Below are 12341 nucleotides of genomic sequence, written 5' to 3'. Positions count from 1 at the left end.
TTATAATACCTCCGGTGCAAGTGAAACGATTTTCATGAAACCTGAATATCTTACTTCCCTAGCAACTGGTCCAAAGATTCTTGTTCCAACTGGCTCTCTTTTTGCATCTAGAATAACCGCTGCATTATCATCAAATCTAATTAATGAACCATTTTCTCTATGAACTTCTTTATGAGTTCTAACAACAACAGCTTTTACAACTTGACCTTTTTTAATTTTTCCAGTTGGTAAAGCTTTTTTAACTGAAGCAACAATAACATCACCAACAGTTGCATATCTTCTTTTAGACCCACCTAAAACTTTGATACACATAATCTCTTTAGCACCTGTGTTGTCAGCTACGTTTAATCTTGTAAAACTTTGAATCATTATTTAACTCCTGTAGCTACTATCGTCTTTAATCTAAAAGATTTAGTCTTTGACAATGGTCTACACTCAACAGCGATAACACTATCACCAACATTTAATTCATTTTTTTCATCGTGAACTAAATATTTTTTAAATCTCTTTACAGTTTTGTGATATTTTGGATGTAAAACTGATCTTGTAACTAAAATAGAAGCAGTTTTATCACCTGATTTTTTTACCACTACACCTTGAATCTCTCTTTTATGTGTCATACTTAGATCCTTAGTTAGCTTTTGCAGCAGTTATAGCTGTTTGAATTTTAGCGATGTCTTTTTTAGCAACTCTTAATTCAGAAGTATTTGTTAACTGCATTGTTTTTAGCTTAGCTTTTAATTCAAAAAGAAGCACCTTTTTCTCTTTTAATAATACTTGAAGTTCATTCAAGTTTTTGTCTTTTAAATCAGTATAGTTCATTTTCGCTATCTCTTGTTACAATTTTAGTTTTAAATGGTAGCTTATGCATTGCTAAAGTTAAAGCTTCTCTCGCTAATTCTTCAGATACTCCAGCCATTTCAAAACAAATTCTTCCAGGCTTAATGTTCATAACCCATTTATCAACAGAACCTTTACCTTTACCCATTCTTGTTTCTAATGGTTTAGCAGTAAGTGGTTTATCAGGGAATACCATAATCCAAACTTTTGCTTGTCTTTTTACTTTTCTTGTCATTGCAATTCTTGACGCTTCAATTTGTCTTGAATCGATTCTACCGTGTTCAACTGCTTTGATACCGATATCTCCGTATGCTAAAGAGTTTCCTCTATGAGCCATACCTCTATTTCGGCCTTTCATCATTTTTCTGAACTTAGTTCTTTTAGGCATTAACATAATTATTTACCTCTTTTCTTAGTTGGTCTTCTTTTAGGTTTAGAAGTTGATTCTTCAGCTTTTTCAGTTGGAATACCTTTAGCTAATACTTCACCTTTGAAAATCCAAACTTTAATACCAATACAACCATAAGTTGTATGAGCTTCAGCAAAACCATAATCGATTCTTGCTCTTAAAGTATGTAATGGAACTCTACCTTCTAAATACCACTCAGTTCTTGCCATTTCAGCTCCACCAAGTCTTCCAGAAACAGATACTTTAATACCTTTTGCTCCACCTTTTAATGCATTTTGCATAACTCTTTTCATAGCTCTTCTGAATGCAACTCTTCTTTCTAATTGTTGAGCAACGTTCTCAGCAGATAATTGAGCAGAGATTTGTGGTTTTCTTTCTTCTTTGATGTTAACAGCAATTTCTTTACCAACTAATTTTGAAAGTGCATTTTTTAGTTTTTCAACATCTGCACCTTTTTTACCAATGATAATACCAGGTCTTGCTGCAACAACTGTAACTCTAACTTTTTTCGCTGTTCTTTCAACAATAGTTTGAGCAATTCCAGCATAGTATAATTCTTTTTTAACATACTTTCTGATTTTGTCATCTTCTGCAACATTTGCTGGCATAGTTTCAAATTTAGGAAACCATCTTGATTCCCAATTTCTATTAATACCTAATCTTAGTCCAATTGGATTAACTTTTTGACCCATTACTTATCTCCTTTAGTTGCAGCAGCTACTTCAATCATAATATGTGCAGTTGGTTTGTGCTTTGGTGAAGCTGAACCTCTTGCTCTTGGAGTAAATCTCTTAAGAACTGGACCTTTATCAACTCTAGCTGATGTGATAACTGCATCAACTGGATCTAAACCTGCATTTGCAACAGCAGATGCTATAACTTTAGAAATAATTCCAGCAGCTTTATTTGGAGTAAATTGTAAAGATGCAATTGCATACTCTGCATTCATTCCTTGAACTTCTCTTGCAATTAATCTTGCTTTGATTGGAGAAAGTCTAATAAATTTTAATATTGCTTTAGCCATTCTTATGCCTTTCTTTGAACAGAACCTTTATGGCCCTTAAATGTTCTAGTTGGTGCAAATTCACCTAATTTATATCCAACGTGGTTCTCTGTAATATTTACAGGAACGAAATTTCTTCCATTGTGCACATTGAAAGTTAATCCAATCATATCTGGTAATACAGTTGATCTTCTTGACCAAGTTTTGATTGGTTTTTTATCATTAGCACTATTTGCACTAATAACTTTTTTCATTAGGTGTGCGTCTACGAATGGACCTTTTTTTATCGATCTTGCCATCTTAAACCCTTACTTCTTTCTTTTTGAAATGATTAGTTTGTCACTAGCTTTTTTCTTTCTAGTTTTATAACCTTTAGTTGGCATACCCCATGGAGTAACAGGATGTCTACCAGAGTTAGTTTTACCTTCCCCTCCACCGTGTGGGTGATCAATAGGGTTCATTGCAGATCCTCTAGTTTGAGGTCTAATACCAAGGTATCTACTTCTACCAGCTTTACCAACAACCATATTTGTGAAATCTTCATTTCCAACTACACCAATTGTAGCCATACAAACACCAAGAATTTTTCTCATTTCACCAGATGGTAATCTCATGATTACATATTTATCTTCTCTACCCATAATTTGAGCATATCCACCAGCAGATCTAGCGATTTGACCACCTTTTCCTGGTTTCATTTCGATATTATGAACCATTGTTCCAACAGGAATATTAATTAAATTCATTGCATTACCTGGTAAAATATCAAGACCTGATTCAGAAGCTTGAACTTTATCACCAACTTTTAATCCAGAAGGTTGAATAATATATCTTTTATCCCCATCCAAATATGTAACTAAACAAATTCTACAGTTTCTGTATGGATCGTATTCTATAGTAGATACTGTACCCTCAACACCGAATTTATTTCTTTTGAAATCAATAATTCTATATAATTTTTTAGCACCTGCTTCTTTGTGTCTAGATGTAATTCTACCGTTATTATTTCTACCAGCTGCTGCTTTTACTCTTACAAGTAAAGATTTAACTGTTGGTTTAGAAGTAATATCAGAACTATCCATAACAGACATGAATCTTCTTGCAGGAGTTATTGGTCTAAATTTTTTAATTGCCATTTTCTACTCCTTAAGCTGATAGGTTCGCAATAGCTGCGCCCTCTGGTAATGTTACATAGAATTTTTTGAAATCAGGTCTTTTACCTAATTTTCCTTTAAATCTTTTTACTTTACCATCTTGTCTTAAAGAATTAACTTTTGATGGAGTAACACCAAAATATTCTTTAAATACTTCTTTTAAACCGCTTTTAGTCATTCTTGGACTAGTTTGAACAACGATTACACCATTTTCTTGAAGCTCAATTGTTTTTTCTGTATATAATATTGCTTTAATATCTGTAATATCTGCCATCTTAAGCCTCTTTTGTTAATGCATCAAGCACTGATTTTTCAATTAATACTGAATGGTATGTAGCAATTATATAAGCGTTAACTTCTTGCTTTTCAACCATATAACAGTTTTTAATATTTCTAAATGCTAAATATGTTTTTTCATCAATAACATCGCATACTATTAATGTATCTCTTTTATTTAGTTTATTTAAAACTGCAACTGCCTCTTTTGTTTTACCTGACTCAATTTTTAAAGAATCAACAACAAATAACGAACCATTGTTAGCTTGTGCATTAATAGCATATTTTAATGCTAAAGCTTTTTGTTTTTTATTAACTTTTTGGTTATAGTTTCTTTTAGTAGGTCCAAATGCTTGTCCCCCACCAACGAATAAAGGAGATCTTTTTGAACCCCATCTAGCTGCACCAGAACCTTTTTGAGCTTTAGGTTTTTTACCACCACCGCTTACTTCTGCTCTTGTTTTAGCTCTTGCTGTATTTGATCTTAATGCTGCTAAATATGATTTTACATATAAATATAAGTTGTGAGAGTTAATCTCTTCATAACTTGCTGGTAAAACTACTTCACCATTATTTTCAAATTTTTCGTTTAATACTATAGCTTTGCTCATTTAGCAACCTTTACTTTTCCTAATGAACCATTTGCACCAGATACTGAACCTTTAAGAACTAAAATTCCTGTCTCAGCATCAAATGAAATAACTTCATTTTTTACAGATACATTTGTATTTCCGTATTGCCCTGGCATTTTTTTACCTGGCTGAACTCTACCTGGCCATTCGCAGTTACCGATTGAACCAACTCTTTTACCCATTCTGTGACCATGAGATGCTCTACCACCAGCAAAATTCCATCTTTTAACTGCACCAGAGAAACCTCTACCTTTAGTTTTAAAAGTTGATTTTACTAATTTAGCTTCACCTAATCCAGAAACATCTAAATCACCAGCTTCACCATTTGCTACAGTAATTGTTGCAAATCTGTTAAACTCTTTAGATAAGTTGAACTTTTTTTGTTGACCTTCAATAGCTTTGTTAAATTTTTTACCATTGCTATAAGAAACTAGTGCTACACCTTCAGATACTTCACATACTTTAGTATCAAGAACTTTTAAAAGTGTAACAGCTGTACTAGGAACAGAAACTGTTCTACTCATACCGATTTTTTGAACTATAAATTCCATCTTGTATTACCCTTTCTTTTATTCTTGACCCATAGATCTAACTTCAACATCAACTTCAGGAGCTAAGTCAAGTTTCATTAGCGAATCTACAGTATCAGGAGTTGCAGCAATAATATCAATAATTCTTGAATGAACTCTGATTTCAAATTGCTCTCTTGAATCCTTATTTACGTGAGGACCTTTAATAACTGTATATCTTCTGATTTTTGTAGGAAGAGGGATTGGACCTCTCAAATCAGCACCAGTTCTTTTAACAGCTTCAACAATTGAAGCAACACTTCTGTCTAAAACTCTATGATCATAAGCTTTAAGCTTTAATCTGATTTTTTCCATTAATTTTCCTTTAAAGAACTCGTTAGATGTGTAAAAAAACACCCTAACCACATTTAGTGGACGCGGATTATAACTTAATTGTAGTTAAATGTCAAGTATTACGGGGCTTTATAAATAATTTTACTAATTTTATTTCCTTTTAAAAAGGATAATATTACTATTAATCGTACTATAGTAAGTTTTCTTTAAGAAATTGTTTTTCTACTAATTTTTCTTTTACTTTTATTAACAAATATAGAATACTATTTTTTTTAAACTCAAATACTATTGTTTTTAGGAATAAATATTGTATATTATTTTTTAGTTTTTCTTCAATAAGGAGTTGATAAATGAAACGAGATATTATAATAATTGGTGCAGGGATTATGGGTTTAACAACTGCATACGAACTTCTTAAAGCAGGTAGAAAAGTTACAATTATAGATGAAAGTGATATAACAGATTCAACCTCTTTTGGAAATGCTGGTTTATTATCTGCATTTGATAAAGGACCACTTGCAAATCCAGGGATTGTTTTTAATACATTAAAACTTATGATAAAAGGTGAATCACCTGTAAATATACATCCTACTTTAGATACAAAAATATATAAATGGTTATGGAAATTTGTAAACAGTGCTAATAAAGATAGACTAAAACGAACTTTAGCTTTATTTGAAAAATATGGGCATATATCAAATGATGCTTATGAAAAGATGCAAAATATTGATGGTTTAGATTTAGATTTTCATAGAAAGGGTATGTTATCTGTTTTTACGGAACAAAAAAGTTATGATAAAAAATTACTTGATTATGCAATAAAAAATGATGATGTTTTTGAAATTATTGAAAAAAACAAAATAAAAGAATTTATACCTTGTATTACAAATGATGCGAAAGGTGCTATTCATTTTAAAAGAAATACTCACTTTGACCCAAAAAGAACAATGTTAGAATTAAAAAGATATTTAAAAGAAAACGGTGCTGAATTTATTTTAAATGAAAGAATTTCACATATCAAATATTCTGATTCAAAAATTGAATCTATTAGTTCAGCTCTAAATACTTATGAAGCAGATACATATATAATGTCAACAGGTCATCAGACACATTTAGCAGATAAAGTAAATCAAAATCTTATGATGACGCCTGCAAAAGGATATAGTATCACTTTTAAAATGCCTAAAGAATTGCAACCAGTTACCTCTACACTATTTTCTGATTTATTTATTGTTATGACACCAAGACGTGATGATGTAAGAATTACATCAAAATTAGAGATTGGTTCAACAAATCATCAAATAGTAAAAAAACAAATTGAGAGTATAAAAGAAAATTTCAAAAAATATACTGTTCCTTTTATCATGGAAGATATTATTGAGTGGACTGGATTTAGACCTTTAACACCTAATGATATGCCACTTATTGGAAGAGATGAAAAATATAAAAACTTGATTTATGGTATGGGATTAGGTTGGCTAGGAATGACTTTTGGTCCAGCACTAGCTTCTATATTAAAAGATTTTATTGTAAATGATTTAGAGAATAAAAATAGTGATGATATTCTTTTATTTTCTGGTTTTTATCAAGGAAAATATTAATAAATGTAGGTTATTTCCTACATTTATTTTTCTATATTTGAACCGCAATTAGAGCAATAATCCAAACCTTTTATAGTATTTGCATGACAACTTTTGCACTCTATTTTTAGTTGATTTTGACAACAAGGACAGTAATTCATAAGAGTAAAATCTACCCTATTTCCACATTTTATACAAATATTCTTATTATAGGCATCTATTATTGATATATTGTTATTTTTTAATTTTTCATTATCTTCTTTAAATTTTTTTTGTATTTTTATTATTATAAAAATAAATATCAAAACAGCAATTGCAATAGCTAAATAATAAACTATAAAAGGTATTTCTAAACTATAAAAAAACATCAATACTTTTTCAAGAAATATTTTAGGAATAAAAATATTTATCAAACTAAAAAATGAGATAAAAGTTGGTATTAAAGTTACTATTAAAATATTTTTAAAAATAATATACAAAATATATTTATCTTTATGAAGATATCTTTTCATTAAATAAAAGAAAATAGCTACTAAAGGAATTAAAAATAATAATATTACTAATTCATATTTTATAGAATAAAACTTTTGTGCTTTTTCAATATCAATTAAAATTGTATCTTTATTTAAAGCTAAATAACTTATCAAATCTTTTACTAAATTTTCTTCTTTAAATTCATTTGATAATTTTTCTTTTTCTTTATCAATTGATTCTAACTCTTTTGTTAATAATTCATATTTTTCTTTTATATTTTCTGCTGAGACTTCACCTTTTATGATTGATTTATCGATCTCTTGTTCACTCATTTTTTCAAATAAAATAGTATTGTAGTTATCTTTTAAATATGTTAACTGATTGCTTAAATTATAAGATTTATTATTTAGTTCTTCATTTTGTTTTTTTAAGTTTTTAATATCAATTTTATTTTTAATCAATTCAACTTTATCAAATATTGTATTACATCTTTCATCTACTTCTAAATCTTTGATGTTTTGGTATTTTGAATCATAATTATAGTTATTATATAGATAACTATTAAAATCATCCATACTAGAACTATAAGTTATAACATCTTGACAATCATAAGGGAATTTTGTATTTGGATTATTTATAACTTTAGTTTGAAAATCTATTCCTTGGAAAAGTGTACTTAGTACAAATATATCTAAAATAATAAGAGCTAAAATTGTAAGTTTAGATAACTTTTCTTTACCTTTATAGATAAAATTATTTGTATAAAAACTTTTAATAAAATTTTTCATGAATGATCCTAAGTTATTTTTATAAAAAATATTTAGGAGCATTTAATTTAAGTTTATTAAAAATTTCTTCAAAAGAAGCAGGATAAACTCTTATTCCTCCAATAGAACTTATAAAATTTGTATCACCAAGCCATCTTGGTAACATATGATAATGAACATGTTGTTCGATTCCAGCACCTGCTGCTTTTCCTAAATTCATCCCAATATTTACACCTTCACATGGCATAATTTCTTTTAAAAGTTTAACACCTTGTCTTACTCTTTTACTCATAGCTTGCCAAGTATTTTCATCTAATTCTTCAATTTTATCAGTATGAAAAAAAGGAATAACCATCATATGCCCTGGACTATATGGAAATTTATTCATTACAACGTAACAATATTCATCACTAAATAAAACTTGTAATTTTTCATCCTCTAAATTTTTTCCTATATGACAAAAAACACAACCTTCAATTTTTTCTTCACTTACATAATCATATCGCCAAGGTGCATATAAATGTTCCATATAATTTCCTATTTTTATCTATATAAAATTTGGTGCATCATTTGCAAATAAAATCAAATCACCAACTCTTGTAGTTTTAGCTAATGTTACTTCCATTTGAGCTTTATCTTTTAAAATATGAACTTTTTCTTTATCAATATTTGCTATAAATAAATGTGTATTTAAACTTCCTGTTAAAATAACAAAATCAAAAGTATCATTTATTGCTTTTGCCAAAAGAATATTTGCTTCATCTGTAGATTCTACAAGTCCTGGAGTTATTATTACTTTTCTTCCTTTATGATTTGAACAAATATTTATGGCTTCAAGCATTCCTTCTAAATTCCCATTAAATGAATCATCTATTATTACTTTTCCATTTGCTTCAATCTTTTGAAGTCTATGCTCAACTTGAGGTAAAGTTGTAAGTGCAACTTTAATTTCTGGAATTGTCATTCCTAAATAATGAGATACCAAAATCACTGCTGTTAAATTTATTGCATTAAAACTTCCTAAAATTGGAGCATGAAAATGTTCAATATTTCCAGCAACTTCAACATCAAACCATATTCCATCTAAATTACTTTTTGTAATATGCAAATTATTTGGGAATTTTGTAATAGTTGGGTAATCTTTTATTGGAACAGATTCATGAACAAATCCTCTTTTCATTTTTGGAGATTTTAAAAGTTCCATTTTTGTATGTATTATATTATCCAAGGTTTTAAAATACTCAATATGCTGTTCTCCAACACTTCCAATAATACAGATTTGAGGTTCTAAAAACATTGTAATTTCTTCAATATCACCTTTTACTCTAGCTCCTGCTTCTGCTATATATATTTGTGTATCAAGTGGAACATCTCTATTTACATCAAGAACTATTCCAGCTATTGTATTTACACTTCTTGGAGTTTTGTAAACCTTAAATTTATTTTTTAAAATATGGTATAAATAATTTTTAATTGATGTTTTTCCAAATGAAGCTGTTATAGCTATTGTTCGTAAACCCGCTATACTTTGAAGTCTTTGTTTCCCTTTGTGTTTAAATGAAATAAAGAATATTTTTTCCATAATAGTTGAAATTGCATAAGTCAAAATTAGTGGAGTAAAAACAAACATATTTGTACAATTTTCATTTGATAAACAAAGTGCTGTTATTGCAAAAGTTGAAAAAAGTAAAATAGCTAAAAATCTTTTTACACGAGCTGTTAAAACTACTGGTCTATCTAGTTTTTTATTCCATAAAACAAAACTTGTCATGTAAACAATAAAAAAGTAAATTGCAAAATAAGGCTCAGGAATAATATAAAATAAAACTATTGGTGATAAAAAATATGTTATGTGCCATTGCCATTTATGATGTTTAAAAACAACTCTTTCTAACTTATAGTTATACCATTGTAAATTAGTAATTAAATACCAACCTAATGCCATAATCAATATTATGTGTGTAATTATATTAACATATTCCATTTTCGATTCTCGTTGTAATATCTTTTGCATTTTTAGCAAAGAAGAAGTGATCACCATCATATGATATAAATGTTGATTTTTTTATTAAATTTGCTATTTTTTTACCTGATTCCAATGAAGTAGCACTATCTTTTTCACCCCAAAAAATCAAAGCATTATTTGAAAAATTTGAAAAACTTGATGATAAATCTTCGTTTACAACATTTTTAAATGTGGCATACATATTTTCACTCATTGTATTTACATCTTTACTTCGAAATCTTTTTGTTAAATTTTTTAATCCTAAAAAATTTAACACTTTTGCAAAAAATATTTTAATTTTCACATCAAATGGTTTTTCTTCTAAAATCCCTGCACTACTTAAAAGTACAAGATTCTTTGGATTAAGTAATGTAGCAATTTTCCCACCATAAGAATGACCAACTATCACATCTTTTGATGAGTTTAAAAGTTTTAAAAACTCATTTGTAATATTTGCATAATCATTTGTATTTAAAACATATTCATTTTTACTTTTTCCAAAACCTGGAAAATCTATATAAATATGTCTAAAATTTTTCAAATAAGAAGAAAATACATTTTTCATAATATCTTTATTGGAACCCCAACCATGTAAAAAAACCATATCTTTAGTTGCAGTTGGATTTACAATTTCATATGAAATTTCAAAAAATTTGTTATTAATAGTTAAACTTTTTGTTGCCAAAGTTTATTTTCCCTTACTTGCGTGTATTTTATTTACATATTCATAAGTTATTGGAATGTGCTTTTTCTGAGGTAAATTATTTGCAACTTCTTCAAATAAATTTGCAAAATCTTCAAATAAATAATTTGCCATAGATCCAGGTATAGAATTTATTTCATTTAAATATACTTTATCATCTACAACAAAAAAATCACATCTGATAATTGAACCTTCAAATAATGTATTATAAAGTCTTTTAAATGATTCTTTTATCTGTGTATTTAATTTTTCACCTAAATCAACCTCTTTTGCTTTTGAAGTTCTTGAAAAATCTAAATATTTCTTATCAAAATCTAAAAACTCAGCTTTTTGTGGTTCTTCAATAATTGAAAATCTAAATTCCCCATTTACTTTTGTTCCAGCTAAGTTATATTCTTTTACACCACTAATAAATGGTTCAATTATAACTGCATTATCAAATTCATAAGCCACATCAAGTGCGTATTCTAACTCTTCTTGCGATTTAACAATAGAAACACCTATTGAACTTCCTAATTTAACTGGCTTTAATATTACAGGAAAAGAATCTACACAAACAATTTCACCTTTTGTATAATATTTGTAATCTAAAGTATTTACTTCTACACTTGAAGCATAACCTTTTGTTAAAAATTTATTTGAACTTATAACACAAGCTTCTGTTCTTGGAGCAATAAAAGGAATATCATAAAAATCTAATACTGATGATAAAATACCATCTTCACCATCTCCACCGTGAGAAAGGTTTAAAACGACATCAAAATCAACTTCTTTATCTTTTGAAAGAAATCCACCTTTTTTATAAAATCCACCTTTTTGAAAATAAACTTTTTCAAATTTTTTATAATCACCTGAACTAAATAGCTTTGATTTTATAATATTAGTGGGGATATGATACATATTTCTTGAAGGATCTAAAAAAAGATAAATTAATTCTTCTTTTAAAACATCTTTCATTGCAATTGCACTTACAATTGAAATTTCATGTTCGAAACTAACACCACCAAAAACTATAGCTACTTTCATTATATTCCTTTTTTATAAATATATTTTTTTATTTTTGTAATTTTTTTAATGCTTCTTTTACTAAATCACTCGTATTTGAGCTAACACAAGTTTTTAAAATTTTAGTTACAATATCTTTTTTAAATCCTAGAGATTCTAAAGCAAGAGCCGCTTCAAATGATGAAGATAAACTAGAACTGTCATCACTGTCATTAGAATCTACAATAAATCCAGATAATTCTACTAAAATTCGACTAGCACCTTTAGGTCCAATTCCAGGAACTCTTTTCAACATTGAGACATCATTTTCATTTACGATTTGAGCAAATGATGTTGGTGTGAAAGTGGAGCAAATTGCAAGTGCAACTTTTGGACCAACTCCATTTATTTTAATAACTGTATCAAAAAGTTTTTTTTCATTTGAATCTAAAAAACCATATAAAGACTGAGAATCTTCTCTTATTATGTGAGTTATTTCTAATTTCACATCATCTGAAATAATTTTTGAACTACAATTAATTGATACAAATACTTCATAAATAATTCCATTTACATTAATGTTTAATAACGTCGGTTCTTTCTTTGTTATTTTTCCTACAAGCCCTACAATCATTATTTTTACTCTTTGTT

General features: G+C 28.2%; 19 protein-coding genes. 1 reads left to right on the top strand and 18 read right to left on the bottom strand.

Going from position 1 to position 12341, the window contains the following annotated elements; translation table 11 throughout:
* Genes rplN through rpsJ form a run of 12 tightly spaced genes read right to left on the bottom strand, consistent with a single transcriptional unit; the run spans nt 1 to nt 5198 of the window.
* On the bottom strand, nt 1–369 hold the full coding sequence (gene rplN, locus ADFLV_RS04585) for a 50S ribosomal protein L14 (RefSeq protein ID WP_014473696.1): 369 nt from the start codon (nt 367–369) through the stop codon (nt 1–3).
* Nucleotides 369–620, bottom strand: a complete 252-nt coding sequence (gene rpsQ, locus ADFLV_RS04580) for a 30S ribosomal protein S17 (RefSeq protein WP_014473695.1) — start codon at nt 618–620, stop codon at nt 369–371. Before rpsQ ends, rplN begins: the two co-directional genes overlap by 1 nt.
* Before the next feature lie 10 nt (nt 621–630).
* On the bottom strand, nt 631–822 hold the full coding sequence (gene rpmC, locus ADFLV_RS04575) for a 50S ribosomal protein L29 (RefSeq protein WP_014473694.1): 192 nt from the start codon (nt 820–822) through the stop codon (nt 631–633).
* Nucleotides 809–1234: a 50S ribosomal protein L16 gene (gene rplP, locus ADFLV_RS04570; protein ID WP_014473693.1), complete on the bottom strand. Its 426-nt coding sequence runs from the start codon at nt 1232–1234 to the stop codon at nt 809–811. The genes rpmC and rplP overlap by 14 nt, the downstream gene beginning before the upstream one ends.
* A gap of 2 nt (nt 1235–1236) precedes the next feature.
* Nucleotides 1237–1941 (bottom strand): 30S ribosomal protein S3, encoded by a 705-nt coding sequence (gene rpsC, locus ADFLV_RS04565; RefSeq protein ID WP_014473692.1) that lies wholly within the window; start codon nt 1939–1941, stop codon nt 1237–1239.
* Entirely contained in the window at nt 1941–2273 is a 333-nt protein-coding gene (gene rplV, locus ADFLV_RS04560) for a 50S ribosomal protein L22 (protein ID WP_014473691.1), read from the bottom strand. Before rplV ends, rpsC begins: the two co-directional genes overlap by 1 nt.
* A gap of 2 nt (nt 2274–2275) precedes the next feature.
* Nucleotides 2276–2551, bottom strand: coding sequence for a 30S ribosomal protein S19 (gene rpsS / locus ADFLV_RS04555; RefSeq protein WP_014473690.1), 276 nt, complete (start codon nt 2549–2551; stop codon nt 2276–2278).
* Between the two features lie 9 nt (nt 2552–2560).
* Nucleotides 2561–3388 (bottom strand): 50S ribosomal protein L2, encoded by an 828-nt coding sequence (gene rplB, locus ADFLV_RS04550; protein WP_014473689.1) that lies wholly within the window; start codon nt 3386–3388, stop codon nt 2561–2563.
* A 10-nt stretch (nt 3389–3398) separates the two neighbouring features.
* Complete coding sequence (locus ADFLV_RS04545) at nt 3399–3680, bottom strand: 50S ribosomal protein L23 (RefSeq protein ID WP_014473688.1); 282 nt, start codon at nt 3678–3680, stop codon at nt 3399–3401.
* 1 nt (nt 3681) lies between these two features.
* Nucleotides 3682–4293 (bottom strand): 50S ribosomal protein L4, encoded by a 612-nt coding sequence (rplD, locus tag ADFLV_RS04540; protein WP_014473687.1) that lies wholly within the window; start codon nt 4291–4293, stop codon nt 3682–3684.
* Complete coding sequence (rplC, locus tag ADFLV_RS04535) at nt 4290–4865, bottom strand: 50S ribosomal protein L3 (RefSeq protein ID WP_014473686.1); 576 nt, start codon at nt 4863–4865, stop codon at nt 4290–4292. Before rplC ends, rplD begins: the two co-directional genes overlap by 4 nt.
* 18 nt (nt 4866–4883) lie before the next feature.
* Nucleotides 4884–5198 carry a 30S ribosomal protein S10 gene (rpsJ, locus tag ADFLV_RS04530; RefSeq protein ID WP_014473685.1) on the bottom strand — a complete coding sequence of 105 codons (315 nt, stop codon included), beginning with the start codon at nt 5196–5198 and terminating at the stop codon, nt 4884–4886.
* A 329-nt stretch (nt 5199–5527) separates the two neighbouring features.
* Here rpsJ and ADFLV_RS04525 point away from each other — a divergent pair, with 329 nt between their 5' ends.
* Nucleotides 5528–6778: an NAD(P)/FAD-dependent oxidoreductase gene (locus tag ADFLV_RS04525; RefSeq protein ID WP_129010928.1), complete on the top strand. Its 1251-nt coding sequence runs from the start codon at nt 5528–5530 to the stop codon at nt 6776–6778.
* A 23-nt stretch (nt 6779–6801) separates the two neighbouring features.
* On the opposite strand, the gene ADFLV_RS04520 is transcribed toward ADFLV_RS04525, so the two are convergent.
* Genes ADFLV_RS04520 through ruvA form a run of 6 tightly spaced genes read right to left on the bottom strand, consistent with a single transcriptional unit; the run spans nt 6802 to nt 12324 of the window.
* The gene (locus tag ADFLV_RS04520) at nt 6802–8019 is read right to left on the bottom strand and encodes an ABC transporter permease (protein WP_129010929.1); all 1218 of its coding nucleotides are present in this window, start codon (nt 8017–8019) and stop codon (nt 6802–6804) included.
* 19 nt (nt 8020–8038) lie between these two features.
* The gene (locus tag ADFLV_RS04515) at nt 8039–8527 is read right to left on the bottom strand and encodes an HIT family protein (protein WP_129010930.1); all 489 of its coding nucleotides are present in this window, start codon (nt 8525–8527) and stop codon (nt 8039–8041) included.
* Between the two features lie 18 nt (nt 8528–8545).
* On the bottom strand, nt 8546–9982 hold the full coding sequence (locus ADFLV_RS04510; RefSeq protein ID WP_129010931.1) for a Mur ligase family protein: 1437 nt from the start codon (nt 9980–9982) through the stop codon (nt 8546–8548).
* Nucleotides 9969–10688, bottom strand: a complete 720-nt coding sequence (locus ADFLV_RS04505) for an alpha/beta fold hydrolase (RefSeq protein WP_129010932.1) — start codon at nt 10686–10688, stop codon at nt 9969–9971. The genes ADFLV_RS04510 and ADFLV_RS04505 overlap by 14 nt, the downstream gene beginning before the upstream one ends.
* A 3-nt stretch (nt 10689–10691) precedes the next feature.
* Nucleotides 10692–11732 carry a D-alanine--D-alanine ligase gene (locus ADFLV_RS04500; RefSeq protein ID WP_129010933.1) on the bottom strand — a complete coding sequence of 347 codons (1041 nt, stop codon included), beginning with the start codon at nt 11730–11732 and terminating at the stop codon, nt 10692–10694.
* Between the two features lie 28 nt (nt 11733–11760).
* Nucleotides 11761–12324, bottom strand: a complete 564-nt coding sequence (ruvA, locus tag ADFLV_RS04495; RefSeq protein WP_014473676.1) for a Holliday junction branch migration protein RuvA — start codon at nt 12322–12324, stop codon at nt 11761–11763.
* Nucleotides 12325–12341: the final 17 nt, after the last annotated feature.

The sequence above is a fragment of the Arcobacter defluvii genome (assembly GCF_013201725.1).
Taxonomy (GTDB): Bacteria; Campylobacterota; Campylobacteria; order Campylobacterales; family Arcobacteraceae; genus Aliarcobacter; species Aliarcobacter defluvii.
Note: the sequence above shows the minus strand (reverse complement) of the source record. Positions and strands in the feature narration are given on the sequence as shown.